The 26,735-nt window shown below is 67.4% G+C and carries 27 protein-coding genes; 13 read left to right on the top strand and 14 right to left on the bottom strand.

Translation table 11 applies throughout. From position 1 onward, the window contains the following. Positions 1 to 116 precede the first annotated feature (116 nt). From ACJ7Z0_RS14530 to ACJ7Z0_RS14505, 6 genes are all read right to left on the bottom strand, one after another. Positions 117 to 929 (bottom strand): ABC transporter ATP-binding protein, encoded by an 813-nt coding sequence (locus tag ACJ7Z0_RS14530; protein WP_434790392.1) that lies wholly within the window; start codon positions 927 to 929, stop codon positions 117 to 119. Positions 930 to 1,068: 139 nt separating this feature from the next. Further along, positions 1,069 to 2,394, bottom strand: a complete 1,326-nt coding sequence (locus ACJ7Z0_RS14525) for an ABC transporter substrate-binding protein (protein WP_434790391.1) — start codon at positions 2,392 to 2,394, stop codon at positions 1,069 to 1,071. An 80-nt stretch (positions 2,395 to 2,474) separates the two neighbouring features. Next, positions 2,475 to 3,551 (bottom strand): branched-chain amino acid ABC transporter permease, encoded by a 1,077-nt coding sequence (locus ACJ7Z0_RS14520; protein WP_434790390.1) that lies wholly within the window; start codon positions 3,549 to 3,551, stop codon positions 2,475 to 2,477. Positions 3,552 to 3,553: 2 nt separating this feature from the next. Then, positions 3,554 to 4,483, bottom strand: a complete 930-nt coding sequence (locus ACJ7Z0_RS14515) for a branched-chain amino acid ABC transporter permease (protein WP_055802350.1) — start codon at positions 4,481 to 4,483, stop codon at positions 3,554 to 3,556. Further along, positions 4,483 to 5,271 (bottom strand): ABC transporter ATP-binding protein, encoded by a 789-nt coding sequence (locus ACJ7Z0_RS14510; protein ID WP_434790389.1) that lies wholly within the window; start codon positions 5,269 to 5,271, stop codon positions 4,483 to 4,485. The genes ACJ7Z0_RS14515 and ACJ7Z0_RS14510 overlap by 1 nt, the downstream gene beginning before the upstream one ends. Further along, positions 5,268 to 7,223, bottom strand: coding sequence for an AMP-dependent synthetase/ligase (locus tag ACJ7Z0_RS14505; protein ID WP_434790388.1), 1,956 nt, complete (start codon positions 7,221 to 7,223; stop codon positions 5,268 to 5,270). The genes ACJ7Z0_RS14510 and ACJ7Z0_RS14505 overlap by 4 nt, the downstream gene beginning before the upstream one ends. 84 nt (positions 7,224 to 7,307) lie before the next feature. On the opposite strand from ACJ7Z0_RS14505, the gene ACJ7Z0_RS14500 reads away from it, so the two are divergent. From ACJ7Z0_RS14500 to ACJ7Z0_RS14485, 4 genes are all read left to right on the top strand, one after another. Then, complete coding sequence (locus ACJ7Z0_RS14500; RefSeq protein ID WP_434790387.1) at positions 7,308 to 8,078, top strand: Crp/Fnr family transcriptional regulator; 771 nt, start codon at positions 7,308 to 7,310, stop codon at positions 8,076 to 8,078. Continuing rightward, complete coding sequence (locus ACJ7Z0_RS14495) at positions 8,075 to 8,545, top strand: hypothetical protein (RefSeq protein ID WP_434790386.1); 471 nt, start codon at positions 8,075 to 8,077, stop codon at positions 8,543 to 8,545. The genes ACJ7Z0_RS14500 and ACJ7Z0_RS14495 overlap by 4 nt, the downstream gene beginning before the upstream one ends. A gap of 64 nt (positions 8,546 to 8,609) precedes the next feature. After that, a complete protein-coding gene (locus tag ACJ7Z0_RS14490) occupies positions 8,610 to 9,374 on the top strand; it encodes an SDR family NAD(P)-dependent oxidoreductase (RefSeq protein ID WP_434790385.1) in 765 nt (254 codons plus the stop codon). A gap of 31 nt (positions 9,375 to 9,405) precedes the next feature. Beyond that, positions 9,406 to 9,663 (top strand): hypothetical protein, encoded by a 258-nt coding sequence (locus ACJ7Z0_RS14485; RefSeq protein WP_055802363.1) that lies wholly within the window; start codon positions 9,406 to 9,408, stop codon positions 9,661 to 9,663. A gap of 136 nt (positions 9,664 to 9,799) precedes the next feature. Here ACJ7Z0_RS14485 and ACJ7Z0_RS14480 read toward each other — a convergent pair whose 3' ends face one another. Then, positions 9,800 to 10,840, bottom strand: coding sequence for an MBL fold metallo-hydrolase (locus ACJ7Z0_RS14480; protein ID WP_434790384.1), 1,041 nt, complete (start codon positions 10,838 to 10,840; stop codon positions 9,800 to 9,802). Positions 10,841 to 10,901: 61 nt separating this feature from the next. After that, positions 10,902 to 11,891: a Bug family tripartite tricarboxylate transporter substrate binding protein gene (locus tag ACJ7Z0_RS14475; protein WP_434790383.1), complete on the bottom strand. Its 990-nt coding sequence runs from the start codon at positions 11,889 to 11,891 to the stop codon at positions 10,902 to 10,904. A gap of 199 nt (positions 11,892 to 12,090) precedes the next feature. Between ACJ7Z0_RS14475 and ACJ7Z0_RS14470 the strand changes: the two genes are divergently transcribed. Further along, positions 12,091 to 12,468, top strand: a complete 378-nt coding sequence (locus tag ACJ7Z0_RS14470) for a VOC family protein (protein WP_431126734.1) — start codon at positions 12,091 to 12,093, stop codon at positions 12,466 to 12,468. 30 nt (positions 12,469 to 12,498) lie between these two features. Here ACJ7Z0_RS14470 and ACJ7Z0_RS14465 read toward each other — a convergent pair whose 3' ends face one another. Further along, the gene (locus ACJ7Z0_RS14465) at positions 12,499 to 13,080 is read right to left on the bottom strand and encodes a superoxide dismutase (RefSeq protein ID WP_434790382.1); all 582 of its coding nucleotides are present in this window, start codon (positions 13,078 to 13,080) and stop codon (positions 12,499 to 12,501) included. 44 nt (positions 13,081 to 13,124) lie between these two features. After that, a complete protein-coding gene (locus ACJ7Z0_RS14460; RefSeq protein ID WP_434790381.1) occupies positions 13,125 to 13,793 on the bottom strand; it encodes a helix-turn-helix transcriptional regulator in 669 nt (222 codons plus the stop codon). A 180-nt stretch (positions 13,794 to 13,973) separates the two neighbouring features. Here ACJ7Z0_RS14460 and ACJ7Z0_RS14455 point away from each other — a divergent pair, with 180 nt between their 5' ends. Genes ACJ7Z0_RS14455 through kdpE form a run of 7 tightly spaced genes read left to right on the top strand, consistent with a single transcriptional unit; the run spans position 13,974 to position 22,175 of the window. Beyond that, on the top strand, positions 13,974 to 14,105 hold the full coding sequence (locus ACJ7Z0_RS14455; protein ID WP_431126740.1) for a hypothetical protein: 132 nt from the start codon (positions 13,974 to 13,976) through the stop codon (positions 14,103 to 14,105). Continuing rightward, complete coding sequence (gene kdpF / locus ACJ7Z0_RS14450; RefSeq protein ID WP_041943086.1) at positions 14,102 to 14,200, top strand: K(+)-transporting ATPase subunit F; 99 nt, start codon at positions 14,102 to 14,104, stop codon at positions 14,198 to 14,200. Before ACJ7Z0_RS14455 ends, kdpF begins: the two co-directional genes overlap by 4 nt. Position 14,201: 1 nt before the next feature. Further along, entirely contained in the window at positions 14,202 to 15,926 is a 1,725-nt protein-coding gene (gene kdpA / locus ACJ7Z0_RS14445; protein WP_434790380.1) for a potassium-transporting ATPase subunit KdpA, read from the top strand. Between the two features lie 11 nt (positions 15,927 to 15,937). Beyond that, on the top strand, positions 15,938 to 18,118 hold the full coding sequence (gene kdpB / locus ACJ7Z0_RS14440; RefSeq protein WP_434790379.1) for a potassium-transporting ATPase subunit KdpB: 2,181 nt from the start codon (positions 15,938 to 15,940) through the stop codon (positions 18,116 to 18,118). A gap of 13 nt (positions 18,119 to 18,131) precedes the next feature. Beyond that, positions 18,132 to 18,713: a potassium-transporting ATPase subunit KdpC gene (gene kdpC, locus ACJ7Z0_RS14435; protein WP_434790378.1), complete on the top strand. Its 582-nt coding sequence runs from the start codon at positions 18,132 to 18,134 to the stop codon at positions 18,711 to 18,713. Between the two features lie 17 nt (positions 18,714 to 18,730). Beyond that, positions 18,731 to 21,475, top strand: coding sequence for a DUF4118 domain-containing protein (locus ACJ7Z0_RS14430; RefSeq protein WP_434790377.1), 2,745 nt, complete (start codon positions 18,731 to 18,733; stop codon positions 21,473 to 21,475). A 4-nt stretch (positions 21,476 to 21,479) separates the two neighbouring features. Further along, entirely contained in the window at positions 21,480 to 22,175 is a 696-nt protein-coding gene (gene kdpE / locus ACJ7Z0_RS14425) for a two-component system response regulator KdpE (RefSeq protein ID WP_431126751.1), read from the top strand. A gap of 183 nt (positions 22,176 to 22,358) precedes the next feature. Here kdpE and ACJ7Z0_RS14420 read toward each other — a convergent pair whose 3' ends face one another. The 4 genes from ACJ7Z0_RS14420 to ACJ7Z0_RS14405 all read right to left on the bottom strand — a co-directional run bounded on the left by ACJ7Z0_RS14420 (position 22,359) and on the right by ACJ7Z0_RS14405 (position 25,757). Further along, positions 22,359 to 23,489 (bottom strand): zinc-binding dehydrogenase, encoded by a 1,131-nt coding sequence (locus tag ACJ7Z0_RS14420; protein WP_434790376.1) that lies wholly within the window; start codon positions 23,487 to 23,489, stop codon positions 22,359 to 22,361. Positions 23,490 to 23,590: 101 nt separating this feature from the next. Beyond that, on the bottom strand, positions 23,591 to 24,121 hold the full coding sequence (locus ACJ7Z0_RS14415) for a phosphatase domain-containing protein (RefSeq protein WP_434790375.1): 531 nt from the start codon (positions 24,119 to 24,121) through the stop codon (positions 23,591 to 23,593). Further along, a complete protein-coding gene (locus ACJ7Z0_RS14410) occupies positions 24,118 to 24,612 on the bottom strand; it encodes a hypothetical protein (RefSeq protein ID WP_431126756.1) in 495 nt (164 codons plus the stop codon). The genes ACJ7Z0_RS14415 and ACJ7Z0_RS14410 overlap by 4 nt, the downstream gene beginning before the upstream one ends. 5 nt (positions 24,613 to 24,617) lie before the next feature. Next, positions 24,618 to 25,757, bottom strand: coding sequence for an MGDG synthase family glycosyltransferase (locus ACJ7Z0_RS14405; protein WP_434790374.1), 1,140 nt, complete (start codon positions 25,755 to 25,757; stop codon positions 24,618 to 24,620). A gap of 143 nt (positions 25,758 to 25,900) precedes the next feature. Between ACJ7Z0_RS14405 and ACJ7Z0_RS14400 the strand changes: the two genes are divergently transcribed. Further along, positions 25,901 to 26,725, top strand: a complete 825-nt coding sequence (locus ACJ7Z0_RS14400; RefSeq protein ID WP_434790373.1) for a pseudouridine synthase — start codon at positions 25,901 to 25,903, stop codon at positions 26,723 to 26,725. Positions 26,726 to 26,735 lie beyond the last annotated feature (10 nt).

Here is a 26,735-nt window from a genome sequence, read left to right as displayed (position 1 = left end):
TGTTCGGTCTTGCTCCCTCTCCCCTTGGGGAGAGGGCTGGGGTGAGGGCCGCAGCCGCTGCACCCTCACCCTAGCCCTCTCCCGGAGGGAGAGGGGACAACACGAAATGCGCGCCATCAAGCCAGCCACCTCTTGCGGCGCTTGTAGCTCTTCACATCGCGAAAGCTCTTCCGGTCCGCGCCGCCGACGCCAAGGTAGAACTCCTTCACGTCCTCGTTCTCGCGCAGGCTCTTGGCCTCGCCGTCCATCACGATGCGGCCGTTCTCCAGGATGTAGCCATAGTCGGCATAGCGCAGAGCCATGTTGGTGTTCTGCTCGGCCAGCAGGAAGGTCACGCGTTCCTTGGTGTTGAGGTCTTTCACGATCTCGAACACCTCCTCGACGATCTGCGGCGCAAGGCCCATCGACGGTTCGTCGAGCAGCACCATCGTCGGGTTGGCCATCAACGCGCGGCCGATGGCGCACATCTGCTGCTCGCCGCCCGAGGTGTAGGCGGCCTGCGAAGAGCGCCGCGTCTTCAGGCGCGGGAAATATGCGTACACCTTCTCCAGTGTCTCCTGCACCGCGGCCTTGCCGTCGGTGCGCGTGTAGGCGCCGGTCATCAGGTTCTCTTCGATGGTCAGGTGCGCGAAGCAGTGCCGGCCTTCCATCACCTGGATCAGGCCGCGCCTCACCAGCTCGGCGGGCGAGAGCGCCTCGATGCGGTCGCCGCGCAGTTCGATGGTGCCCTTGGTCACCGCGCCGCGTTCGCCCGCGAGCAGGTTGCTCACGGCCCGCAGCGTGGTCGTCTTGCCCGCGCCGTTGCCGCCGAGCAGCGCCACGATGCCGCCTTCGGGCACCGTGAGCGATACGCCCTTGAGCACCAGGATCACGTGGTTGTAGATGACCTCGATGCCGTTGACGTTGAGAACGATGTTCGGTGAACTCATATTGCTTCCAATAACTGGCGAAGCCGCCCAGCAGCCCCTTCGCGGAACACCGCGGAACCGGCTTTGCCGGGCCGCGGGTGTTACCCCCTCGAAGGGGGTTGGCGAAGCGACACGAAGTGCGCGAAGACTGGGGGTGGGCCTAGCTCTGGCAATCTGCCGGCGTACGCGCCGTCAGCTTCTTCTCGGCCGCGTACTTGGCGGCGGTCGACCTCACGAGCGGCTTGATGATCTGCTCATCGGCCTGCAGCCAGTCGGACGTGAACTTCCAGGCCTTGCCGTCCCAGGTGTGGATGCGCGCCCAGGCCGCGCCCATGTGGTCCGTGCACGAGGTGCTGATCGGCCGCATCACGCCGGCAAAGCCCAGAGCGTCGAGCTTGGCCTGCGTGAGGCTCAGGTTCTCCAGCCCCCAGCGCACCTGCTCGCCCGTCATGACCTTGCCTTTGCCGAAGCGTTCCTGCGCGGCGCGGATGCCCTCTACGCCGAGCATCGCGCTCATGGCGCCGCGCATGTAGAGCACCTGCCCCACTTCTTCCTTGGGGCCCGTGCCCTGGTTCTTGTCGTGCAGCATCGCGACCACGTCCTTCGCGAGCTTGGATTGCGGCTCGGCACCGTGCTGCATGGTCACGGCGTTGTAGCCCTTGGCACCGTCGCCCACGTCCTTCACGTCGGGTTCGGCGCCGGCCCACCACACGCCGTACATTTTTTCGCGGGCGAAGCCGGTGGCCTGCGCTTCCTTCAGCGCGGTCGAGTTCATCACGCCCCAGCCCCACAGCAGCACGAAGTCGGGCCGGGCCTGGCGCACCTGCAGCCAGGTGGCCTTCTGCTCGACGCCAGGCGCCGTCACCGGCAGCAGCTGCAGGTCGAAGCCATGCATCTTCGCGCGCTCCTGCAGCAGCGGGATCGGTTCCTTGCCGTAGGGGCTGTCGTGATAGATCAGGGCGATCTTCTTGCCCTTGAGCTTGTCGAGCCCGCCTTCCTTCAGGGCGATGGCCTGGATGATCGCGTCGGCGGCCACCCAGTAGGTGCCGGCGATCGGGAAGTTCCACTTGAACACCGTGCCATCGGCGCTTTCGCTGCGGCCATAGCCCACGGTCACCACGGGAATCTTGTCGACGGGCGCTTTCTCGGTGATGGCGAAGGTCGCGCCGGTGGACAGCGGCTGCACCAGGGAGGCGCCGCCGTTCTTGCCCTTCAGGCGCTCGTAGCACTCCACGCTGCGCGCCGTGTCGTAGCCCGTCTCGCATTCCTCGAAGGAGATCTTCACGCCGTTGATGCCGCCGCGCGCATTCACCAGCTTGAAGTAGTCGACATAGCCATTGGCCCAGGGCGTTCCGTTGGGCGCGTAGGCGCCGGTGCGGTACGACAGCACGGGGATGAACTGCTCCTTGGCCTGCGCGAACGCAGGGGCCGCGCCCGCGAGCGCGGACACGATAGCCACGGCAAGTGCGAGTGATTTCAGTTTCATGGTTGTCTCCTGGTTGAATGGGAAGTCACGCTGGAAAAAATGGGCGCTTCGAAAAAAAACATGTCGGTGCGCGGTGGCGGTCAATGAGGGAAGGGCCAGAGCCGCAGCTTCTGCTTGCCGGTCGACCAGAGCTTGGCCAGGCCGTGCGGCTCGACGATCAGGAACCAGACGATCAGGCCGCCGAAGATCATCAGCTCCGCATGCGCAATGCCGACAGTGGAAATCTGCGCGCCGAACCAGCCGGCGATGACCGGCAGCGCCTGGTTCAGGATGATCGGCAGCACCGTGATGAAAGCCGCGCCGAAGAAGGCCCCCATGATCGAGCCGAGCCCGCCGATGATCACCATGAAGAGCAGCCGGAACGACTGGTCCACCGAGAACGCCGCCGGCTCCCAGGCACCCAGGTAGACGAAGGCCCAGAGCGCACCGGCCACGCCGATGATGAACGAGCTGACCGCGAAGGCGCTGAGCTTGGCGTACATCGGACGGATGCCGATCACCGCGGCCGCCACGTCCATGTCGCGGATGGCCATCCACTCGCGGCCGATGGCGCCGCGCACCAGGTTCTTGGTCAAAACGGCAATCACCACCAGCATCGCCAGGCAGAGCAGGTACTTGCTCGCGGCGCTCTCGATCGGCAAGCCGAAGACCTGCAGGTTCGACACCGACACCGAGCCCGAAGGCGTGTCGAGCGTGAACCACTTGATGCGCAGGAACATCCAGTCGCTGAAGAACTGTGCCGCCAGCGTCGCCACCGCCAGGTAGAGGCCCTTGACCCGCAGGCTGGGCAGTCCGAACAGGATGCCGAACAGCGTTGCGCACAGGCCGCCCAGGATCAGCGCGGGAATCAGCGGCAGCCCCGGGAAGCGCACGAAGAAGTTGTAGGCCCCGTAGGCACCCACCGCCATGAAGGCGCCCGAGCCCAGCGAGATCTGCCCGCAGTAGCCCACCAGCACGTTCACGCCGAGCGCCGCCAGAGAGATGATCACGAACGGAATCAGGATCGCCCGCATCAGGTAGTCGCTGGCGACGAAGGGCACGACCGCGAACGCGAAGATCAGCACCAGGCCGATGGCCACGCGGTCCTGAAGGATCGGGAAGACCTGCTGGTCGGCGCGGTAGCTGGACTTGAACTGCCCATTTTCTCTATAGAACATGTTCAGACCCGATCAATTATTTTTTCGCCAAACAGGCCCTGCGGCCGGAACAGTAGGAACACCAGCGCCAGCACATAGGCGAACCAGATCTCGATGCCGCCGCCCACGTACGGGCCCAGGTACACCTCCGACAGCTTCTCGCCGACGCCGATGATCAGCCCGCCGATGATGGCGCCCGGCACCGAGGTGAGGCCCCCGAGAATCACCACCGGCAGCGCGCGCAGCGCCACCGTGGTGAGCGAGAACTGCACGCCCAGCTTGCTGCCCCAGATCATTCCGGCCACGAGCGCCACCACGCCGGCCACGCACCACACGATGACCCAGATGCGCGTGAGCGGAATGCCGATCGACTGCGCGGCCTGGTGGTCGTCGGCCACCGCACGCAGCGCGCGGCCGGTGCCGGTCTTCTGGAAGAACAGCGAGAGCAGCGCCACCAGCGCGGCCGCGATCGCGGCGGCGTACAGGTCTTCCTTGTTGATCAGGATGCCGCCCTCGAACACCGAGCCGAGAAGGAAGATCGGGTCCTTCGGCATGCCGATGTCGATCTTGTAGATGTTGCTGCCGAACAAGGTCTGGCCGGCGCCGTCCAGGAAGTACGCGATACCGAGCGTCGCCATCAGCAGCGTTGCACCTTCCTGGTTGACCAGGTGGCGCAGCACCAGCCGCTCGATCAGCCACGCCACCGCGAACATCACCAGCCCCGCCACCACGAAGGCCGCGCCGTTGGCGAACCAGCGGCTCTCGATGCCGGTCCACATCGGGATCCATTCGGCAAAACGCGCCATGGCGAGCGCCGCGAACAGCACCATCGCGCCCTGCGCGAAATTGAACACGCCCGAGGCCTTGAAGATCAGCACGAAGCCGAGCGCCACCAGCGAATACAGCATGCCCACCATGAGGCCGCCAAAGAGGGTTTCGAGAAAGAAGGCCATCAGTGTTCGACCCCAAGGTAGGCACGGATCACGTTCTCATTGCTGCGCACTTCGTCCGGCGTGCCGTCGCCGATCTTCTTGCCGTAGTCGAGCACCACCACGCGGTCGGAGATGTCCATCACCACGCCCATGTCGTGCTCGATGAGGACGATGGTGGCGCCGAACTCGTCGTTCACGTCGAGGATGAAGCGGCTCATGTCCTGCTTCTCTTCCACGTTCATGCCGGCCATGGGTTCGTCCAGCAGCAGCACCTGCGGCTCCATCGCGAGCGCGCGGCCCAGGTCGACGCGTTTTTGCAGGCCGTAGGGCAGGCGGCCCACCGGTGTCTTGCGGTGCGCCTGGATCTCGAGAAAGTCGATGATGTGCTCCACGAATTCGCGGTGCCGCAGCTCCTCGCGTTCCGCCGGCCCCCAGCGCAGGGCCTGCGCGAACAGGCCGCTCTTCATCTTGAGGTTGCGCCCGGTCATGATGTTGTCGAGCACGCTCATGCCCTTGAAGAGCGCCAGGTTCTGGAACGTGCGCGCCACGCCCATCTCGGCCACCTCGCGGGAGTTCATGTGCTTGAAGGTCTGGCCGCGGAAAGTGATGGAGCCCTGCTGCGGCCAATACACGCCGTTGATGCAGTTGAGCATCGAGCTCTTGCCCGCGCCGTTGGGCCCGATGATGGCCCGCACCTCGTGCTCGCGCACGTTGAAGCTGATGTCCGTCAGCGCCTTCACGCCGCCGAAGCTCAAGCTGATGTTCTGCACGTCGAGGATGACGTCGCCGACTTTTCTATTGCTGCTCATGCCGCCGCCTTCACGATGGGGAAGGTCCTGGCCTCGACGATCTTCAGCGTGGCATTCACCACGCCGGTGCGTCCATCCTCGAACTTGACCTGGGTCTCGATGTACTGCTCGGTCTTGCCGCCGTAGAGCGCACTGACCAGCACCGCGTATTTCTCGGCGATGAAGCCGCGCCGCACCTTGCGCGTGCGGGTGAGTTCGTCGTCGTCGGGGTCGAGCTCCTTGTGCAGCACCAGGAAGCGCGCGATCTGCGTGTCGCCCATGCCGTCTTCGCTCGCAAGGTCGGCGTTCACCTTGGCAATGCATTCGCCGATCAGCGCCAGCACTTCGGGCTTGCCGGCCAGGTCGACATAGCCGCCATAGGCCAGACCGCGCCGCTCGGCCCAGTTGCCCACCGCCTCGAAGTCGATGTTGATGGCCGCGCAGACTTCGTCGCGCGCATTGCCGAAGCACACGGCTTCCTTGATCTGCGGAAAGAACTTGAGCTTGTTCTCGATGTAGTTGGGCGCAAAGATCGCGCCGCTCACGAGCCGGCCCACGTCCTTGGCGCGGTCGATGATGCGCAGGTGGCCTTCGCTGTCGAGCACGCCCGCATCGCCGGTATGAAAGTAGCCGTCGGCATCGAGCACCTCGGCCGTGGCGTCGGGGCGCTTGTAGTATTCCTTGAGCACCGACACGCCGCGCACCAGCACCTCGCCGTCGTCCGCAATCTTGAGTTCGATGCCCGGCGCCGCGGTGCCGACGGTCTGCAGCTTGACCTTGCCGTCTTGCTGCAGGCACACGTAGGCGCAGGTCTCGGTCTGGCCGTAGAACTGCTTCAGGTTCACGCCGATGGAGCGATAGAAGCGGAACAGGTCGGGCCCGATGGCCGCGCCCGCCGTGTAGGCCACGCGGATGCGGCTCATGCCCAGCACGTTGCGCAGCGGCCCGTAGATGAGCAGGTTGCCCAGGCCATACATCAGCCGGTCGCCCGTGCTCACCGGGGCGCCGTTGAGGATGTCGGCGCCCACGCGCTGGGCGAGCGCCATGAACTTGGCATACAGCCAGCGCTTCGGCGCGGCCGCGTCTTCCATGCGGATCGACACCGCAGTGAGCAGGCCTTCGAAGGTGCGCGGCGGGCCGAAGTAATAGCTCGGGCCGATCTCGCGCATGTCGTTCATCACCGTCTCGGACGACTCGGGGCAGTTGAGCGTGAAGCCGCCCACCAGCCATTGCGCCACCGAGAACAGATGGTCGCCCACCCACGCCATCGGCAGGTAGCTCATGATGTTGTCGCCGGGGCCGAGCTTGTCGGTCTCCACGCCGCCGCGGCCCGCCGCGATGAAGCTCGCATGCGTCTGGCACACGCCCTTGGGACGGCCCGTGGTGCCCGAGGTGTAGAGGATCACGCCGACGTCGGTGGCTTCGCCACTCGCCACCGCGCGGTCGTAGGTGCCCACGTGGGTCTTGTCGAATTCGCGGCCCAGCTCGCGCAGCTGCTCGTAGCTCATGAGCCCGGGCTGGTCGTAGTGGCGCAGGCCCTTGGGGTCGTCGTAGATGATGTGGCGGATGCTGGGCTGCTTGCCCGTCTGGAGCTCGCGGCACTCGAGCAGCTTGTCGACCTGCTCCTGGTCTTCGACGATCACGAACTCGATGCTCGCGTCCTGCAGCATGAAGACCATCTCGCCGGCCACCGCGTCCTGGTAGAGCGGTACCGGCACGCCGCGCAGGCTCTGCGCCGCGACTACCGCCATGTACAGGTGCGGCCGGTTGGCGCCCACGATGGCCAGGTTGTCGAAGGCCTTGAAGCCCATGCTCGCAAGGCCGCACGCGATCTCGCGCACCTCCTGCGCCACGGCGCTCCAGGTCCAGGTTTGCCAGATGCCGAGGTCCTTCTCGCGGATGGCGGGCGCCTCGGGCTGGGCCTGGGCGTGAGCGAGCAACAGACGGGGGAAGGTGGGGGCGGTGGTTTGCACAGTGGCCGGATCGTAGGCCTCACTTTGACGTTGGGTTGTCGTTCCAACGACAATCCTAGGGACACTACTCCCCGGAGTTTCCCGATGCTTCACGGCGATTCACACCACAGCGTGCACGGCGCTTCGATCAAGGACCGCGCGCGTTCTCCCAATGCCGCCGAGCTCGACGGCATTCCGTGGCTGCCCGCGCTCACGCCGGCCGAGCGCCGCCGCGCCGAGGCCGCGCTGGTGGTGGGCGAGGCCGAGGTTGGCGACCTGGTGTGCCGCGTCGGCCGCTCGCCGACCTATTGGTTCGGCGTGGTCGAGGGCCTGCTCAAGATGAGCAACGACAACGCCGACGGCGGCTCCGTCACCTATGCCGGCATACCGCCCGGCGGCTGGTTCGGCGAAGGCACGGTGATGAAGCGCGAGCCCTACCGCTACAACATTCAGGCGCTGCGGCGCAGCGTGGTGGCGGGCCTGCCGATCGATGGCTTTCATTGGCTGCTGGACCATTCCATCGGCTTCAACCGCTTCGTGATGAACCAGCTCAACGAGCGGCTCGGCCAGTTCATTGCGGCGCTGGAGATCGACCGGCTCAACAACCCCGACGCGCGCGTGGCGCGCAACCTGGTGTCGCTGTTCAACCCGGTGCTGTACCCCGGCGTGGGCGAGGTGCTGCGCATCACGCAACAGGAGCTGGCGTACCTGGTCGGCCTCTCGCGCCAGCGCGTGAACGAGGCGCTCAACGGCCTGTCGGCGCAAGGGTTGATCCGCGTGGAGTACGGTGGGCTGCGCGTGCTCGACCTGCCGGGCCTGCGCGCCACCGCGATCTCGAACAAGAAGCACCCTTCACGGGAAACGGAAAACTCATGACCCTGTCCGACCAGCTCCAGGTCGTTTCCGCGAATGCGGAAGCGGCCTTCATTCCGCCGCCCGAGGCACCGAAGGCCAAGGCCGGCGAGGCCGGGCCTACGCTCGAGGAAGCCATCGCACGCAACGAAGCCCTTAGCGAGAAGATCGACGCGCTCGACGCCGTGCTGGCCAAGCCGCTCGTCGAGATTCTTGCCGAGCGCGAGAAGGCCGACGAGGCCGCCCTGGCCTGGGACCGCTTCGGCGCGATGTGGATGCTCTCGCAGCGCGCGATGCGGCGCGTGGCGCTCGATCTTGCGGCGCAGCTCGGCGTGAGCGAGGAAGAAGTGGTCGCGCGTGCCATGACCCATGCCAACGCGGTGCTCAACGGCGCGGACGAGGTCGACCTTGGCGGCACCATTGCCCCGGCGCAGCTGCAGCACATTGCGCGCCACCGGGCTTTCCTGCGCAAGCAGTTCCGCACCGGTTGAACGCGCCTCGCAAGTATTCGAACCCCTTTACGCTCCCCGGCTCCGTTTCAGAAAGACTCTCTCGATGACCGCTTCCCACCTCACCCTGATCACCGGCGCCTCGCGCGGCCTGGGCCATGCCATGGCCGAACAGCTGCTGCAAGCGGGCCACATGGTGCTCGGCATTTCGCGCCGGCAAGACCCGCAGCTCGCCGAGCTGGCGCAACGGGCCGGCGCCGAACTCGTCCAGTGGGAGCAGGACCTGTCCGATCCCGTCGCCGCGTCGGCCCGTGTTTCGGCCTGGCTCAAGACGCTCGACGGCCAGCGCTTCGACAGCGTGACCCTGATCAACAACGCCGGCACCGTCGGCAACCCCGCACCGCTGGCGAGTGCCGTCGGCGCCGAACTGTCGCAGGCGCTGCGCATCGGCCTGGAGGCGCCGATGCTGCTGACGGCCGCGTTCCTCGGCGCCACGCGCGAATGGCGCGGCGCGCGCAAGGTGCTGAACATTTCGTCGGGCCTGGGCCGCAATGCCATGGGCAGCCAGGCGCCCTATTGCGCGGCGAAGGCCGGCATGGACCACTTCTCTCGCGCCGTGGCGCTCGAGGAAGCCGGCGCACCGAACGGCGCGCGCATCGTCTCGCTCGCACCCGGCGTGATCGACACCGACATGCAGGTTCAGCTGCGCGGCGCATCGGCCGAGAAGTTTCCGGACCGCGCGCGCTTCGAGCGCCTGAAGAACGATGGCATGCTCGACAGCCCCGCCACCGCCGCGGCCAAGGTGCTCAGGTACCTGGCGCGCGCGGATTTCGGCAGCAACCCCGTGGCCGACGTGCGCGACCCCGCCTGAACACAAAAAAAACGAGTACGAGCACAAAGACATGGCCACCGCAAAGTCGATCGACACCAGCGACTACAAGCTCTTTCCTTCGCCGAGGAACGTGCACCGCGTCATCTTCGAACACCAGGTCTTCGTGCCGTATCCGTACGCGCTGATCGTGATGGAGGAGTTCTATTTCAAGGGCCGCTACAGCCTGTTCGCAGCCTGCCGCCTCAGCGACGGAAAGATGGGGCAGGTGGCGACCTTCGAGCTGGCGTCGGACGTGGACATCTTCAACAAGAAGTTCACGCCCGACTGACCCCTTGCATCTCTCCCTCCCCTTCCGGGGGAGGGCAGGGGTGGGGGCACAGCGGCATCGGCCTCCGCGCAGCCGCGAACGCGGGAGCCGCCCCCAATCCCAACCTTCCCCCAGAGGGGGAAGGAGCAGGACGGGATCACTGCATCGCGAACCGGTCGCGCTGCGCCTGCGCGCATCCGCCCATCACCGCCAGTGCCCGTTCCACGGTCGGGGTGCCGAGTACGAACGGGTTCGCCGCCGGTGCGGGCTGCTGCCGCAACGCGGCCAGCTTGGCCTGCGAGCCGTCGATGTTGGAGTGGTTCGACAGCAGCACGTCGATGCGCTGGCTTTGCACCACGGCGCCCATGCGCTGCGTGGCGCCGATGTAGGCGTCGAGCCGCGGCACGTCCTTGCCGAAGTTGAAGCCCGTGCCGCCCCAGAGCATGGCGCGGTGCTTCTGGCCGTTGGAAGTCACATCGAAAACCGGCGAGATCGTGCCCATGGTGTGGCCCGGCGTGATGTACATCGAGACGGAGGTATTGCCCAGCGTGATGCGGTCGCCGTCTTTCACCGACACATCGCGCTTCGGCGGCGCCCCCCAGATCGGCGTGGCGAACTCGAGCCGGGTTTCGGTCATGGTCCAGTCGGCCTCGCTCATCACCACGCGCGCGCGATACTTCTGTGCCAGGTAGGGCGCACCGCCGTAGTGATCGCCATGGCCGTGCGTGACGATCACGTACTTGATCTGCGCCGGATCGAGGCCCAGCTTGCGCATGCCGCCTTCGATGAGCGCCGCGGCCTCGGCCTGGGTGTTGAGCGCATCGATGAGGATGATGCCGTCCGAGGTCTTGATGGCCCAGGCGCTGACCCAGTCGGCGCCCACGAAGTACAGGTTGTCGAAAGCCTGGCCCGGCGGCGGTGCGGGCCTGGCGATGAATGCGGCAAGGCCCCTGTCCAGCTCGGCCTGGGGCGGCCGCGCGGCGGGAGCCGGTTTGCAGAGGGTCAGCAGCGCCGTCAGGTCGGAACGCGCGGCGCGGGTGGCGGCCGCCACATGCACCGCAACGGAGGCCTCCGACGGCGCCTGTTGCTGCTGCGGCGATGTCTGCGCGCAGCCCTGCGCCAGGGCGACGGCAACCGCTGCCAGGGCGGTTGTCTTCAGCGGAAAGGCGTTCCCGGATTTCTTGCGCTGTGCTGCCATCGCTGTCTCCATGCCGTCGATGCGGCTTGTTGTGGAGACGCCATTCTGCGACGCCGGGCGCTTATTCGATGGTCGCGCCCGAGGCTTGCACGATGCCCTTCCACTTCTCGTAATCGGTCTTCAAGAGCGTCTCGAACTGTTCCGGCGTCATGCTCTGCGGCTCGGCGCCCTGGGCGACGATGGCGGCCTTCATTTCGGGCGTGGCCAGCAGCTTGTTGACTTCGGTATTCAGCGTGGCGACCACGTCCTTCGGCGTCTTGGCCGGCACGAAGAGGCCGTACCAGGTGGACACGTCGAAGCCCTTGTAGCCGAGCTCGGCCACGGTGGGCGTGTCGGGCAGCGAGGTGCTGCGCTTGGCCGAGGTCACGGCCAGCGGGCGCAGCTTGCCCGCCTTGATCTGCGCCAGCGCAGAGGGAACCGACGAGACCATCAGGTCGACGTTGCCCGCGAGCACGTCCATCATGGCCGCATTGGAGCCCTTGTAGGGCACGTGGCGCATCTTGATCTGGGCGGCGCCGTTGAAGATCTCGCCGGCCAGGTGGATGGTGGTGCCGTTGCCCGGCGAGCCGTAGGTGACGGTGTCGGGCGCGGCGCGCGCGGCGGTCACCACGTCGTTCAGCGTCTTGAACTTCGAGTTGGCCTGCGTGACGATCACCACCGGCGTGTAGGCCACGTGGGCCACGGCCGTGAGGTCCTTCACCGGGTTGTAGCTCAGGTTCTTGTAGAGCCAGGGCGCGACGACCATGTTGTCCTTCTGGCCCATCACGATGTCGTAGCCCGTCGGCGCGGCGCGCGCGGCTTCGGCAATGCCGATGGTGCCGCCGGCGCCCGCGCGGTTGTCGGGCACCACGGTCCAGTGGTTAGCCTCGGTGAGCTTCTGCGCCACCAGCCGCGCCAGGATGTCGGTGCCGCCGCCGGGCGGGAACGGCACGATCATGCGCACGGGCTTGGCGGGATAGGCCTGCGCGTGGGCGGCCGTGCTGAACGTGAGGGAAACGGCCAGGGGAAGCGCCAGCGCCAGGGCCAGCGAGCGGGTGAGTTTGCGGATCATGGGTTTGTCTCTGTATCGGGGGAGCAAATCGGTGGGTCAGGCTTCAGGCCTCGTCGGGCACTGCACCAAGGGTGCAGTGTGCCGCAGGGCGCAGCCGTGTGGTTTTCTTCGTTCGAGATGGGGGCCCTATCGGGTAGCGGCGGCTTGACATGGCCACTGCGGCGCAGAAGATGGGAGTCCATCCACACAGGAGACAGCCATGCTCGGAAACATCAATGCCGTGGCCAACCTCGCGGTGAAAGACCTTGGCGCGGCCCGCCGCTTCTACGAAGACACGCTGGGCCTGTCGCCGGCCGACACGGATTGCGAGGGCATGATCGCCTACCGCAGCGGTAACACCCGTATCAATGTCTACCAGTCGTCATTCGCCGGCACCAACCAGGCCACGGCCGTGACCTGGGCAGTGGGTGACGACCTGGAGCGGGTCGTGGCGGCGCTCAAGGCCAAGGGCGTACGCTTCGAGCACTACGACATGCCGAACACAACGCTCACGGGCGACATCCACGTCATGGACAAGATGAAGGTCGCCTGGTTCAAGGACCCGGACGGCAACATCCTGAACCTCGTCAACGAGTGAGGATGCCGCCGGCAGGAACTTCGGCTGCCGTCAACCGAAGTTCTTTGCCGCGAAGTCCCAGTTGACCAGCTTGGCCAGGAAGGTCTCCACGAACTTGGGGCGCAGGTTGCGGTAGTCGATGTAGTAGGCGTGCTCCCAGACGTCCACCGTCAGCACCGGGGTGTCGCCGGTGGTCAGCGGCGTGCCCGCGGCACCCATGTTCACGATGTCCAGCGAACCGTCGGCCTTCTTCACCAGCCAGGTCCAGCCCGAGCCGAAGTTGCCCACGGCCGACTTCACGAACGCTTCCTTGAAGGCGTCGTAGCTGCCCCACTTGGCATCGATGGCCTTGGCCAGCGCGCCGCCGGGAGCGCCGCCGCCCTGGGGCTTCATGCAGTTCCAGAAGAAGGTGTGGTTCCAGATCTGGGCGGCGTTGTTGTAGATGCCGCCGCTGGACTTCTTGACGATTTCTTCCAGCGTCATCGACTCGAATTCGGTGCCCTTTTGCAGGTTGTTGAGGTTCACCACGTAGGCGTTGTGGTGCTTGCCGTAGTGGTACTCGAGGGTCTCCTTCGAGTACTCGGGTGCCAGCGCGTCGAGGGCGTAAGGCAGGGGTGGGAGGGTGTGTTCCATGGTGGGTTTTTCCTTTAGCGTCTAGGTAGGGGTCTGGAAATGGATCAAGGCGAGTTCTTCGGGCTCACCTGGTAGGCACAGCGCCGCGCGCCCGCGAGCACGTGCTCGACGCGGCTCACGCTTACGCCGGGCCCCAGCACGGCGTCGAAGAGCTGCAGTTCGCTGCGGCAAAAGCCCGTGCAGGCCCGCGCCGCGGTGCAGATGGGGCAATGGTTCTCGATGAACAGGAAGCCGTCGCCCTCGGGCCGGAACTCGGCCATGTAGCCTTCGCGGCTGCGGATGTCGGCCAGCCGCTCTAGCTTGGCCTTGAGGCTGCGCGCGCCTTGCAGGGCCTCGCGGTAGCTGGCGCGCATGGCTTCCTCGCGTGCGCCGATGAGCTGGTCCATGCCCTTCTCGCCGAACACGCTGATCACCGCGCTGATCATCTGCACCGTCATCTCGGCGTGCGTGTCGGGAAAGCGCGCGTGTCCGGCGCCGGTGAGCCGCCATATCTGCGTCGGCCGGCCGCGGCCCGCCGGACGGCTCTCGGCATCGACCAGGCCCTCGGCCTGCAGCTTGGCCATCTGCTGGCGCACGGCCTCCACCGTGACGTCGAGCACCTTGGCGATGTCGGGAATGCCGAGCGCGCCACGCGTCTTGAGCGTGGACAGGATGCGGTCTGCCGGCTGGTGCGGCATCCAGGCGGGCTTGGCATCGAAGGGGCGCGTGGTCATCCTTTTTCTTTTATTCAAAGATGGTTCTTTGATTATCAAGGGACACGCCAGCCGTTGTCGAGCACTTTGAAAAAGAGGGGACGCCTTTACGGTTTCTTTATGCGCCGCAGCCGACTCTGTTCCCTGTTTTTACGGGCGCCTGCCGAGACTCGAGGCCTTGTTTCGCTGCAGGAGTGATGAATGGATTTCGTCTGGATGGGCGCCTTGCTGGCGCTGTGGGCGGTGGTGGCGGCCATGGCCGTCGGGCTGAACCGGCTCAACGGGCCGAACGCGCCAGGCGCGCCGAAAGCCGCCGTGGGAGAACGGCCATGATCAGCCTCGAAGCTCTCTATGGTTTCGGCGCATTGATTGCCGTGGTGCTGTTCGCGTACCTCGTGTTCGCACTGATCTGCGCCGAGGAGTTCTGACATGACCGCCTCCGCCTGGTCCTTGCTGGCTTCCTTTCTCGTCGTGCTTTTGCTGCTGGCCTGGCCTGTCGGCAAGTTCCTGGCTGCGCTGTGCGACGAGCGCATGCCGCGCTGGATGCAGCGCATCGAGGCGCCGCTCTACAAGCTCGCCGGCACCCAGCCGGGGCAGTCGATGCACTGGCTGACCTATGCGCTTGCGCTGCTGGCCTTCAATGCCGTGGGCGCGATCTTTCTCTACGCGCTGCAGCGCATGCAAGGTTCGCTGCCGCTCAATCCCGCCGCCATGGGCGCGGTGTCGCCCGACTCGGCCTTCGACAGCGCGGTGAGCTTCGTCTCCAACACCAACTGGCAGGGCTACGGCGGCGAATCGACCATGAGCTATCTCACGCAGATGCTCGGGTTCACGGTACAGAATTTCTTCTCGGCCGCCACGGGCATTGCGGTGGCCTTCGTGCTGGTGCGCGGCTTCGCGCGCCGCGGCGACGGCAAGAGCCGTGGCCTGGTCGGCAACTTCTGGGCCGACCTCACGCGCATCACGCTCTGGCTCCTGGTGCCGCTGTCGTTCGTGCTCGCGCTGCTCTTCGTGGGCCAGGGCGTGATCCAGAACTTCGACGGCTACAAGACCGTGCACACGGTCGAGGCGACGGCGAGCGCGCAAACGATCGCCATGGGCCCGGTCGCCTCGCAGGAAGCCATCAAGATGATCGGCACCAACGGCGGCGGTTTCTTCAACGCCAACTCGGCGCACCCGTACGAGAACCCGACCGCGCTCAGCAACCTGCTGCAGATGCTCGCGATCTTCCTGATCCCGGCGGCCCTGTGCTTCGCCTTCGGGCGCGTGGTCGGCGACCTGCGCCAGGGCTGGGCGGTGCTCGCGGCCATGGCGGTGATGTTCGTCGTCGCGGTGGCGGTCATCATCCCGGCCGAGCAGGCCGGCAATCCGCTCTTCGGCGCGTTGGGCGTCGACCAGGTATCGAGCGCGCTGCAAAGCGGCGGCAACATGGAAGGCAAGGAAGTGCGCTTCGGCATCGACGCCTCGGCACTCTTTGCCGCCATTACCACCGCGGCATCCTGCGGCGCGGTGAATGCCATGCACGACTCCTTCACGCCCATCGGCGGCATGGTGCCGATGGTGCTGATGCAGCTTGGCGAGGTGGTCTTCGGCGGCGTGGGGAGCGGCCTGTACGGCATGCTGATCTTCGCGATGCTCGCGGTGTTCATCGCGGGGCTGATGATCGGCCGCACGCCCGAGTACCTGGGCAAGAAGATCGAGGTGCGCGAGATGAAGCTGATCTCCATCGTCATTCTGGTCACGCCGATCCTGGTGTTGGCCGGCACCGCGGTGGCGGTGATGGCCGGCGCCGGCAAGGCCGGCATCGCGAACCCCGGCGCGCACGGCTTCTCGGAGATCCTGTATGCGCTGAGCTCGGCCGCCAACAACAACGGCAGCGCCTTCGCGGGGCTCTCGGCCAACACGCCGTTCTACAACGGCCTGCTCGGGCTTGCCATGTGGTTTGGCCGCTTCGCGGTGATCGTGCCGGTGCTGGCCATTGCTGGTTCGCTCGCGGCCAAGCAACGCCTGCCGGTCACCGGCGGCACGTTGCCCACGCATGGGCCGCTGTTCGTCTCGCTGCTGATCGGCACCGTGCTGCTGGTCGGCCTGCTCAACTACGTGCCGGCATTGGCCCTCGGGCCCGTCGTCGAACACCTCGTGCTCTGGAAGTGAAGGAGCGCACCATGACAAACACCAAGACTTCCCTTTCGCTGTTCGACGCCGCGCTGGTCAAGCCCGCGCTCTGGGGCGCCTTTGCCAAGCTCGATCCGCGTACCCAGTGGCGCAACCCGGTGATGTTCATCGTCTATATCGGCAGCATCCTCACGACGCTGCTCTGGGTGCATTCGCTGACCTTCCCGGGCGACACCGGCATGAAGCCGGCCTTCGTGCTGGCCGTGTCCGTGTGGCTGTGGTTCACCGTGCTGTTCGCGAACTTCGCGGAGGCGCTGGCCGAAGGCCGCAGCAAGGCGCAGGCCGCCTCGCTGCGCGGCCTGCGCAAGGACACCTGGGCCAAGAAGCTGCAGGAGCCGCATCATGGTGCGCGCTTCGCCGCCGGGCCGCCCCAAGGCGAAGCGGCCCCCTCGGGGGGCAGCGCAGCACACGCAGTGGCAAGCGTGGGGGCTCACAGCTGGCTTCCGGAGCAGGCGCCAAACTTGCGAAAAGGCGACGTCGTGCTGGTCGAGACCGGCGACGTCATCCCGCTCGACGGCGAAGTGATCGAAGGCGTGGCCTCGGTCGACGAGAGCGCCATCACCGGCGAATCGGCGCCCGTGGTGCGCGAATCGGGCGGCGACTTTTCGGCCGTGACCGGCGGCACCCGCGTGCTGTCCGACTGGCTGGTGGTGCGTATCTCGGTGAACCCCGGCGAGTCTTTCCTCGACCGCATGATCGGCATGGTCGAAGCCGCCAAGCGCCACAAGACGCCCAATGAGATCGCGCTCACCATCCTCTTGGTGGCGCTGACGCTTGTGTTCCTGATGGTCACGGTCACGCTGCTGCCGTTCTCGCTTTTCAGCGTGGAGGCTGCGGGCGCGGGTACCGTGGTGTCGCTCACCGCGCTGGTGGCGCTCCTGGTGTGCCTGATCCCGACCACCATCGGCGGCCTGCTCTCGGCCGTGGGCGTGGCCGGCATGAGCCGCATGATGCAGGCCAATGTGATCGCCACTTCGGGCCGCGCCGTGGAAGCGGCCGGCGACGTCGATGTGCTGCTGCTCGACAAGACCGGCACCATCACGCACGGCAACCGCCAGGCCAGCGCCTTCCTGCCCGCGCCTGGCGTGCCCAAGGGCCGCCTCGCCCGCGCCGCGATGCTGGCATCGCTGGCCGACGAGACGCCCGAAGGGCGCAGCATCGTCGACCTCGCGCGCCGCGACGGCCTGGAGGCCGCATCTGTCGAGGGCGCCCGGTTCGTGCCCTTCACCGCACAGACCCGCATGAGCGGTGTCGACCTGCCGGCCGCACCCAGCAGCCTGGATACCGACGCCATCCTGCTGCGCAAGGGCGCGGTCGATGCGGTACGCCGCCATGTGGAGTCGCTCGGCGGCGCCATGCCGGCTGAAGTGCTGCGCGCGTCCGAGGAAACCGCGCGCCGCGGCAGCACGCCGCTGGCCGTGGCCGAGGGTGCCCGCGTGCTCGGCGTGGTCGAGCTCAAGGACATCGTCAAGACCGACATCAAGGAGCGCTTTGCCGAGCTGCGCCGCATGGGCATCAAGACGGTGATGATCACCGGCGACAACAAGCTCACCGCCGCGGCCATCGCAGCCGAGGCGGGCGTCGACGACTTCCTGGCCGAGGCCACGCCCGAGGACAAGCTGGCGCTGATCCGCAAGTACCAGTCCGAAGGCCGCCTGGTCGCGATGACCGGCGACGGCACCAACGACGCACCCGCCCTCGCGCAGGCCGACGTGGCCGTGGCCATGGGCAGCGGCACGCAGGCCGCGAAAGAGGCCGGCAACATGGTCGACCTGGACTCGAACCCGACCAAGCTGCTCGAGGTGGTGGAGACCGGCAAAGCGCTCTTGATGACGCGCGGCTCGCTCACCACCTTCTCGATCGCGAACGACGTGGCGAAGTATTTCGCGATCATTCCGGCGATCTTCGTCTCGACCTATCCGCAGCTCGGCGCGCTCAACGTGATGCGGCTCGCGAGCCCGTCGTCGGCGATCCTGTCGGCCGTGATCTTCAACGCGCTGGTCATCGTCTTTCTGATTCCGCTCGCGCTCAAGGGCGTGCGCTACCGGCCCGTGGGCGCGGCCGCGCTGTTGCGGCGCAACCTGGCCATCTACGGGCTGGGCGGCCTGCTCGTTCCCTTCATCGGCATCAAGCTGATCGACTGGCTGCTCGTTGCCGTACACCTTGCTTGAGAAGCGCTTCATCATGAACAACATCATTCGTCCCGCGCTCGTGCTCTTCGCATTGCTGAGCGCACTCACCGGCCTGGTCTATCCGATGGCCGTCACCGGTGCCGCCAAGGCGCTGTTTCCGTCGCAGGCCGCGGGTAGCCTGATCGTGCAGGGCGGCACCACGGTGGGCTCGACGCTCATCGGCCAGAACTTCAGCGATCCGAAGCACTTCTGGGGCCGGCCGTCGGCCACTGCGCCGCAGCCCTACAACGCGAGCGCTTCGGGCGGCTCGAACCTGGGCCCGCTCAATCCGGCGCTGGTGGATGCGGTCAAGGCGCGGGTCGAAGCCCTGCGTGCCGCCGACCCGGGCAACACCGCACCGGTGCCGGTCGATCTCGTCACGGCCTCGGCCAGCGGGCTCGATCCCGACATCAGCCCCGCCGCCGCGCGCTACCAGGCGGCGCGTGTGGCGCGCGTGCGCGGCGTGCCGGTCGAGCAGGTGAACGCGCTGGTCGCCAGCCACACGCAGGCGCCGCTCTGGGGCTTGCTGGGCGAGCCGCGCGTCAATGTGCTGGCACTGAATCTCGCGCTCGATGGGAGCGGGCCGATGCGCTAACCTGCGCTGCCACCGCCATGTCCGACGCCCGCCCCGATCCCGACGCCCTGCTTGCGCAATTGCGCAGCGATGCGGCGCGCGCGCAGCGCGGCAAGCTGCGCATCTATTTCGGGGCCAGCGCGGGCGTGGGAAAGACCTGGGCCATGCTCAGCGCTGCACAGCGCGAGCACGCGGCGGGCCGCGACGTGCTGGTCGGCGTGGCCGAAACCCACGGCCGCAGCGAAACCGCGGCGCTGCTCGCGGGGCTGGACGCGTTGCCGATGCGTGAGGTGGACTACCGCGGCCGCAAACTGGCCGAGTTCGATCTCGACGTCGCCCTGGCCCGCAAGCCCGCCGTGCTGCTGGTCGACGAACTGGCCCACACCAACGCGCCCGGATCCCGCCATGCCAAGCGCTGGCAGGACGTGCAGGAGCTGCTGGCCGCGGGCATCGAGGTCTGGTCCGCGCTCAACGTACAGCATCTCGAAAGCCTCAACGGCACGGTGGGGGCCATCACCGGCGTGCGGGTGCAAGAGACCGTGCCCGACACCGTGCTCGACGAAGCCGACGAGGTGGTGCTGGTCGACGTCACGCCCGACGAGCTCACGGCGCGGCTTGCCGCCGGCAAGGTATATCTGCCACAGCAGGCCGAGCGCGCCGCCCAGAACTTCTTCCGCAAGGGCAACCTGATCGCGCTGCGCGAGATTGCACTGCGCCGCACCGCCGAGCACGTGGAAGACGACGTGCGCGGCTGGCGCGTCGAGCAATCGGGCGCGGCCGGCAACGGCAACGGCGGAGCGCTGCAGGCCTGGAACACCTCGGGCGCGATCCTCGCATGCGTCGGACCGCACGAGGGCGCCGCACAGACGGTGCGCACCGCGGCGCGGCTGGCGGGCCAGCTCAACGTGCGCTGGCATGCAGCCTATGTCGAAACGCCGCGGCTGCAACGGCTTGCCGCGCAGGAGCGCGACCGCATCCTCGCGGTGCTCAAGCTCGCGGAGGAACTGGGCGCGGCCACCGCGGTGCTCACGGGTTCCGACGTGGCGGAGCAGCTGGCCGAAGAGGCGCGGCGGCTCAATTGCGCAACGCTGGTGCTGGGACGCTCGGAGCCCCTCAAGGGCTGGCGCCGCTGGTGGCCCGCCACGCCGATGCCGCTGCCGCGCGCGCTGGCGCAACGCGCGCCCGCGCTCGACATCCTGGAGGTGGGCCATGCCGACAGTTCGCGGCGCCTCGCGCGCGCCGCCATCAACGGCATGCGTGCCGACGAGGGCGATCACGAGAAGGCGCCCGTTCATTGGCCGGGCTACGCCTGGGCGACGGCCGCCAGCGTGGCGCTCACGCTGGTGTGCGCGCCCCTGGCCAACGTGCTGGAGCTGTCCAACATCGTGATGCTGTTGCTGCTGGGCGTGATCGGCGTGGCCATGCGCTTCGGCCGCGGGCCTTCGGCGCTCGCGGCTCTCCTCAACGTGGCGGCGTTCGACTATTTCTTCGTGCCGCCGCGCCTGTCGTTCGCGGTGAGCGACGTGCAGTACGTGCTGACCTTCGCGATCATGCTGGGCGTGGGCCTGCTGGTGGGCCAGCTCATGGCGGGACTGCGCTTTGCGGCCGGCGTGTCGACCAGCCGCGAGCGGCGGGCACGCTCGCTGTTTGAACTCACGCGCGAACTCTCGGCGGCGCTGGAGAGCACGCAGGTCGTCGCGCTGGGCGCTGCCGCGGTGCAGGGCCACTTTGGCGGCCATGCGCTGGTGCTGGTCACCGACGCGGCCGACCAGCTCGTGCTGCCCAGGAATCCGCCAGAGGGCTTCGATGCGCAGGTGGCCGACTGGGCTTTCCGCCATGGCCAGCCCGCCGGCCTTGCCACCGCCACGCTCGCAGCTCAGCCCTGGCACTACGTGCCGCTGCAGGCGCCCATGCGCGTGCGCGGCGTGCTTGCGCTGTCACCGGCGCAGCCGCGCTGGCTGCTGATTCCCGAGCAGGCACAGCAACTCGACACGCTGGCCCGGCAGATCGCGATCGCGCTGGAGCGCGTGCACTACGTGGAGGTAGCCCAGCAGGCCGTGGTCGAGATGGAGTCGGAGCGCCTGCGCAACGCCCTGCTCGGCGCCATTTCGCACGACGTGCGCACGCCGCTCACGGCACTGATTGCGCTGGCCGAATCGCTGCAGACCCTGCCGCCCGAAGCGCACGCCGAGGCGGCTCGCGCCATCGTCGCGCAGGCGCATGAACTGCACGCGCTGGTCAACAACCTGCTCGACATGGCGCGGCTCGAAAGCGGCATTGCGGGCGGCGCGGTGAATCTGCGGCGCGACTGGCAATCGGTCGAGGAAGTGGTGGGCTCGGCCATTCGCGCGGCGCGCACGTCGTTGGGCAACAGCATCGTGCAAACCGCGCTCGACCCGGATCTTCCCCTCGTCGAATTCGATGCCGTGCTGATCGAGCGCGTGCTGGTCAATCTGCTGGAGAACGCCGCCAAGTATGGCGCGCCGCCCATCGTCGTCGGTGCGCGGGCCGAGCCCGGCACGCTGGTGCTCACGGTGCGCGACCACGGCCCGGGCCTGCCCGCCGCGCTGCTGGGCCGGGAGCAGAAGCTGTTCGACAAGTTCACCCGCGGCGAGACCGAATCGGCCACGCCGGGCGTGGGGCTGGGCCTGGCCATCTGCCGCGCCGTGGTGAGCGCGCATGGCGGCGAGATTGCGGCGGCCAATGCAGAGGGCGGCGGTGCAGAATTCACGGTCACATTGCCGCGCCGCGAGCCACCCGAACCGGCCGAAGCACAACTCTGAAACCATGCCATCCCCCACCGCCATCGTGATCGAGGACGAGCCGCAGATCCGCCGCTTCGTGCGCGGCGCGCTCGAGGCCGAAGGCTGGGTGGTGCACGAGGCCGGCACGCTGCAGGGTGGGCTGGCGGCGGCCGGCACGCGCCAGCCCGACCTGCTGGTGCTCGACCTCGGCCTGCCCGACGGCGACGGTGTTTCGCTGATTCGCGATGTGCGCGGCTGGTCGGCCGTGCCCATCATCGTGCTGTCCGCGCGCAGCGACGAGGCCGACAAGATCGCCGCGCTGGATGCCGGCGCCGACGACTACCTGACCAAGCCCTTCGGCACCGGCGAACTGCTGGCGCGGGTGCGCGCCAACCTGCGCCGCCCGCGCGCGGCCGGCGGTGGGGACGAACCCGCGGACCCGCTGTTCCGTTTCGGCGAGGTCGAACTCGACCGCGCCGCGCGCATCGTTCGCCGCGCCGGCGCCGAGGTGCACCTGACGCCGACCGAGTACCGGCTGCTGTCGGTATTGGTCGCCAACGCCGGCCGCGTGCTCACGCAGCGACAACTGCTGCGCGAGGTGTGGGGTCCGTCGCACACGGACCAGAGCCACTACTTGCGCATCTACATGGGGCATCTGCGGCAGAAGCTGGAAGCGGATCCGGCGCAGCCCAAGCATCTGTTGACGGAGACTGCGGTGGGGTATCGGTTGGTGGTTTAGGTTTTTAAGGGCGCGCCTCATCGTGGGCACAGAGCCCTCACCCCAGCCCTCTCCCAGAGGGAGAGGGGGCAATACCCGATGCCTCACCGCTCCGTCTTGTTCCCTCTTGTTCCCTCTCCCTCCGGGAGAGGGTTAGGGTGAGGGCAGCGGCATTCACGCCACCACAAAATCCCCAAGAGAAGATCAGCCCCCCACACCCCTGTTCGGATTCAACAAGAACTTCTCCCCCGTCGCCTGCTTGCCATACACACCAATGGCATCCAGCTGCAGCGCCTCGAACAAGGAAACTTCCCGCGTGTAGTGGCTCGCAAACGTGGTCTTCAATTCAGCCACCACCCGCGCCCGCAACCGCTGCGTCCCTTCATCCCCGAGCTTCTGCAGGAACGGAAACAGCAGCCACCCGCCCATGCCCCAAGCCATGCCGAAGTTGCGCACGAACTCCGTCGGCGAACGGTCGAGCCCGCCGTAGATGTAGACCTGCTTGTGCGTGGTCGAGCCGTAGCGGCTGTATTCCTTGGCGGTGCGATTCAGCGCCGCTTCCATGCAGCCGAGGATCTGGCCCGCGAGCTTGCCGCCGCCGGTGGCGTCGAAGGCCAGCGTCGCGCCGGTCTCGACCAGGGCCTGCGTCAGGTCTTCGAGAAACGTGGGCGAGCTGGTGCTGCACACGTGCTTCGCGCCGATGCCGCGCAGCAGCGCTTCCTGCTCGGGCTTGCGCACGATGTTGACCAGGGCGATGCCGTCCTTCTGGCAGATCTTGTTGAGCATCTGGCCCAGGTTGGAGGCAGCGGCCGTGTGCACCAGCGCCTTGTGGCCTTCGCGCCGCATTGTCTCGACCATGCCGAGCGACGTGAGCGGATTCACGAAGCACGATGCGCCTTCGGCCGGCGGCGTGCCCGCGGGCAGTTCCAGGCACTGGGCCGCCGCCACCGCGCGGTACTGCGAATACATCGCGCCGCCGATCGCGGCCACCGTCTTGCCCAGCAGCGCTTGCGCCGCCGGCGACGAACCGGCCTTGACCACCACGCCGGCGCCTTCGTTGCCCACCGGCATCGACTGGTCCAGCCGTCCGGCCATCGCGGGCATGCCGCGCTCGGGCACCGTGGCCGTCACGACGGGGCGCTCGGGCGTGCCGGAAACCTTGGCGGTGCCCATGTCGGCCGCGCCGAACAGCAGCCCCAGGTCCGACGGATTCATGGGCGACGCCTCGACCCGGATCACCACTTCATGCGGCTGCGGTTCGGGAATCGGTTCGTCGTGCAGCGAGAGCTCGAGTTCGCCGTTCGCGCGGATGAGGGAGCGGAGTTGGAGTGCCATGGATGAGCCCCTTGTGGCCTTGTGAAAAAGGCAAGTTCGAACATGGCCCAGGGCCACGGGGCGGCCAGTATAGGAGCGGCGTACGAAAGCTGCTGCCGCCTTCAGGACACCACGGGAATCACCGGCGCGTGGGCCAGCGCACGGCGCATCTTCTCCGGATCGAGCCGGTCGATGTAGCGCGGGATGTTGCGCCACAGCGTGTGGTAGCCGTAGCCGCCGCGAAACATCTCCTGCCGCGCGCTCTCCTTGTCCCAGCCCTGCACCGCCATGCGGTAGACCGCCGCGACCACGCCGGTGCGGTCGGCACCGTGCATGCAGTGGATCAGCACCGGGCCCTGCTTTTCGGCTTCGCGAATGGCGACCAGTGCGCGCAGCACCTTGGCGTCGTCGATCGACCAGGTGTTGATCGGCACGCGCACCAGGCGGATGTCGTGGCCCGAGAACACCTTCTTGTCGTCGTTGAAGGAGCGCAGGCTCACGATGGTGCGGATGCCGAGCGACTTGAGCGCCGCCACGTTCGCGACGCGCGGCTGCGCGCTGCGGTACAGCGTCGGCGTGATGCGGTGCAGGTTCTCGACCTGCAGTTCGTCCAGCGGGTCTGCCCAGTGCGAGGGGCGTGGAGTGGTTGTCATGAAGTCGAGCGGGGCCAGTGGCGCCGCAACAGTATGAGCAGGGCGACCGCGAGGCCGCCCCAGTAGTCCACCGGCGCGCCCCAGATCCAGTGCTTGTGCCAGAAACCGTCGGCCGGATTGAAGCGTGCCCATCCGAAGGCCGGGTTGATCATGAACCACAAAAAGTCTTCGCAAACCCAGAACACGATCAGGCCCGCAGCCGCCAGCCCCAGGTCGCGCAGCGTCCAGCGGCCGTTGAACGCCAGCGGCGAGAAGAACACCAGCAGCATGAAGGTGAACACCCAGGCGTGGTAGCCCGTCATGGCGCGCCCGCCCCAGAAAATGTCGAGCCAGATGCTGTTCTCGATGCGCCACGTGGGCAGCGAGGTGGCCCAGCCGGCGCCGCCTTCGATCTGGATCTCGGCGTTGGCAAAGAAGAAGGCCATCACCACGACCCAGGCCAGGTAGCCGATGGTGCGGGCCACGCTGGTCTTCTCGGCGGGGCTGTTCATTCCTTTCATTCCTTGTTTCCCAGCACGTGGCGCAGCACCGCGGCCGCGGCGCGCGGCTTGCCGAGCGCACGGCTGCGCCGGGCCATGTCCGCCAGCTTGGCGGGGTCGGCCATCAGGCGCGCCACCTTGTAGTCGAGCCCGATCGCGTCGTAGGCGAGCCAGGCCGCGCCTTCTTCCATCAGGAAACCGGCGTTGTGCTCTTCCTGCCCCGGAATCGGCGAAATCAGGAGCATCGGCTTGCCCAGCGCCACGCATTCCGACACCGTGAGCCCGCCGGGCTTGGTGACCACCAGGTCGGCCGCGGCCATGAGCTTGTGCATCTCGTTGGTGAAGCCGATGGCGACCACGCGGCCCGGGTGGCGCGCGGCCAGGGCCTGGAGCTTGGCGTGGGCCTCGGCGTTGCGGCCGGCCACGGCAATCACCTGCAGGCCGCTGTCGCTGCCGAGCAGGAGCACGCGTTCGACCATGCTCGCCAGGTCGCCGACGCCTGCGCCGCCCGAGGCCATCAGCAGCACGGGCCGCGCGGGGTCGAGGCCGAGCGCCTTGGCGCAGGCATCGTGGGCGAGCGCTGGCGCATCGGGTTCGGAGAAGGCGGGCATCACCGGAATGCCCGTCACGTGGATGCGCTCCGGGGGAATACCGCGCGCGCGCAGCCTGAAGGCCACTTCGTCCGTCGCGGCCAGGTAGCCTGCCATGCCCGGCACAACCCACATGTTGTGCAGGTCGTAGTCGGTGATCTGCAGCCACACCGGGTAGTCGATGCGGCCGCCATTGCGCTCGCGCATCAGCAGCTCGGCCGGCAGGAAATGCGTGCAGACCACCGCGTCGGGCTTCTCTCGGCGGATCTCACGCAACAGAGTGCCGGTGCTCAGCCGCTCGATGCCGCGGCGCAGGCGCTGCGAAGGCGCATGGTGCGGCGTGGCGTCGGCGCGCTGGTGCAGGTACGACCACAGCTCCGGCGCGCGGTTCACGAGCTGGATGTACCAGTCGGTGTAGACCTTGCGGAAACCGCTGGCCACGTGGGCCATGGCGTCCATGTGGACGGCCGTGTGCGGCGGGGTCGATTGCACGGCGGCTTCGAGGGCTTGCGCTGCGCGCACATGGCCGTTGCCGGCGCTCACACTGAGGATCAGGATTTTTGTCATGCGGGTCCGGGCCGTCGGCGGGCCATTGGCGCGCATTATCCCTATGCAATGCGACACATTCCGGAGGCAGCTGCAATGGACGAAAATGCCGCTGCGCACCGCTCCACCGGGCGTGACCTGCCCCCAACCGACCGCGCACCCGCATGACCGACGACGCCACCGCTCCGATCCGCCTCAACAAACGCATGGCCGAGCTCGGCATCTGCTCGCGCCGCGAGGCCGATGAGTGGATCGCCAACGGCTGGGTGAAAGTGAACGGCAAGCCGGCCGAAATGGGCGTGAAGGTGACGCCGGCCGACCGCGTCGAGGTCGACAAGGCCGCCAAGGGCCAGCAGGCGAACCAGGTCACCATCCTCATCAACAAGCCCATCGGCTACGTGAGCGCGCAGGCCGAAGACGGCCATGAGCCGGCGGTCTCGCTCTTCACGCCGCAGAACCGCTGGGCCGAAGACAACACGCGCTTCTTCTTCAACCCCCAGCAACTGCGCGGCCTGGCGCCGTGCGGCCGGCTCGACATCGATTCCATCGGCCTGCTGGTGATGACGCAGGACGGCCGCATCGCGCGCCAGCTGATCGGCGAAGACTCGGTGATGGAGAAGGAATACCTGGTGCGCGTGGCGTATCACGGCCTCGGCCAGCCCGCGCCCACCGGCCAGCTCGTGCGCATGGACGACGACGATCCCGTCACCACCAATGTGCAGGCGGTCTTTCCGCCGGCCATGCTCGCCAGGCTGCGCCACGGCCTCAGCCTCGACGGACAGCCGCTCAAGCCGGCGCGGGTCGAGTGGCAGAACCCCGAGCAGCTGCGCTTCGTGCTCACCGAGGGCAAGAAGCGCCAGATCCGCCGCATGTGCGAGCTGGTCGGCCTGAAAGTGGTGGGCCTGAAGCGCGTGCGCATCGGCAAGGTGATGCTCGGCAACCTGCCCGTGGGGCAGTGGCGCTACCTCGGTCCGCACGAGAAGTTCTGAGTCTTCGCCG

The organism is Variovorax palleresanus, from assembly GCF_051144945.1.
Lineage (GTDB): Bacteria > Pseudomonadota > Gammaproteobacteria > Burkholderiales > Burkholderiaceae_C > Variovorax > Variovorax paradoxus_S.
Note: the sequence above shows the minus strand (reverse complement) of the source record. Positions and strands in the feature narration are given on the sequence as shown.

Coding starts and splice junctions, on each gene's coding strand:
- ACJ7Z0_RS14510 (WP_434790389.1), bottom strand. CDS start 5,271: ATGAGCAGCAATAGAAAAGTCGGCGACGTCATCCTCGACGTGCAGAAC.
- kdpC (WP_434790378.1), top strand. CDS start 18,132: ATGAACAACATCATTCGTCCCGCGCTCGTGCTCTTCGCATTGCTGAGC.
- ACJ7Z0_RS14525 (WP_434790391.1), bottom strand. CDS start 2,394: ATGAAACTGAAATCACTCGCACTTGCCGTGGCTATCGTGTCCGCGCTC.
- ACJ7Z0_RS14455 (WP_431126740.1), top strand. CDS start 13,974: ATGGATTTCGTCTGGATGGGCGCCTTGCTGGCGCTGTGGGCGGTGGTG.
- ACJ7Z0_RS14520 (WP_434790390.1), bottom strand. CDS start 3,551: ATGTTCTATAGAGAAAATGGGCAGTTCAAGTCCAGCTACCGCGCCGAC.
- ACJ7Z0_RS14410 (WP_431126756.1), bottom strand. CDS start 24,612: ATGAACAGCCCCGCCGAGAAGACCAGCGTGGCCCGCACCATCGGCTAC.
- ACJ7Z0_RS14530 (WP_434790392.1), bottom strand. CDS start 929: ATGAGTTCACCGAACATCGTTCTCAACGTCAACGGCATCGAGGTCATC.
- kdpF (WP_041943086.1), top strand. CDS start 14,102: ATGATCAGCCTCGAAGCTCTCTATGGTTTCGGCGCATTGATTGCCGTG.
- ACJ7Z0_RS14490 (WP_434790385.1), top strand. CDS start 8,610: ATGACCGCTTCCCACCTCACCCTGATCACCGGCGCCTCGCGCGGCCTG.
- ACJ7Z0_RS14480 (WP_434790384.1), bottom strand. CDS start 10,840: ATGGCAGCACAGCGCAAGAAATCCGGGAACGCCTTTCCGCTGAAGACA.
- ACJ7Z0_RS14475 (WP_434790383.1), bottom strand. CDS start 11,891: ATGATCCGCAAACTCACCCGCTCGCTGGCCCTGGCGCTGGCGCTTCCC.
- kdpB (WP_434790379.1), top strand. CDS start 15,938: ATGACAAACACCAAGACTTCCCTTTCGCTGTTCGACGCCGCGCTGGTC.
- ACJ7Z0_RS14485 (WP_055802363.1), top strand. CDS start 9,406: ATGGCCACCGCAAAGTCGATCGACACCAGCGACTACAAGCTCTTTCCT.
- ACJ7Z0_RS14405 (WP_434790374.1), bottom strand. CDS start 25,757: ATGACAAAAATCCTGATCCTCAGTGTGAGCGCCGGCAACGGCCATGTG.
- ACJ7Z0_RS14460 (WP_434790381.1), bottom strand. CDS start 13,793: ATGACCACGCGCCCCTTCGATGCCAAGCCCGCCTGGATGCCGCACCAG.
- kdpE (WP_431126751.1), top strand. CDS start 21,480: ATGCCATCCCCCACCGCCATCGTGATCGAGGACGAGCCGCAGATCCGC.
- ACJ7Z0_RS14515 (WP_055802350.1), bottom strand. CDS start 4,483: ATGGCCTTCTTTCTCGAAACCCTCTTTGGCGGCCTCATGGTGGGCATG.
- ACJ7Z0_RS14495 (WP_434790386.1), top strand. CDS start 8,075: ATGACCCTGTCCGACCAGCTCCAGGTCGTTTCCGCGAATGCGGAAGCG.
- ACJ7Z0_RS14415 (WP_434790375.1), bottom strand. CDS start 24,121: ATGACAACCACTCCACGCCCCTCGCACTGGGCAGACCCGCTGGACGAA.
- kdpA (WP_434790380.1), top strand. CDS start 14,202: ATGACCGCCTCCGCCTGGTCCTTGCTGGCTTCCTTTCTCGTCGTGCTT.
- ACJ7Z0_RS14430 (WP_434790377.1), top strand. CDS start 18,731: ATGTCCGACGCCCGCCCCGATCCCGACGCCCTGCTTGCGCAATTGCGC.
- ACJ7Z0_RS14400 (WP_434790373.1), top strand. CDS start 25,901: ATGACCGACGACGCCACCGCTCCGATCCGCCTCAACAAACGCATGGCC.
- ACJ7Z0_RS14500 (WP_434790387.1), top strand. CDS start 7,308: ATGCTTCACGGCGATTCACACCACAGCGTGCACGGCGCTTCGATCAAG.
- ACJ7Z0_RS14470 (WP_431126734.1), top strand. CDS start 12,091: ATGCTCGGAAACATCAATGCCGTGGCCAACCTCGCGGTGAAAGACCTT.
- ACJ7Z0_RS14420 (WP_434790376.1), bottom strand. CDS start 23,489: ATGGCACTCCAACTCCGCTCCCTCATCCGCGCGAACGGCGAACTCGAG.
- ACJ7Z0_RS14465 (WP_434790382.1), bottom strand. CDS start 13,080: ATGGAACACACCCTCCCACCCCTGCCTTACGCCCTCGACGCGCTGGCA.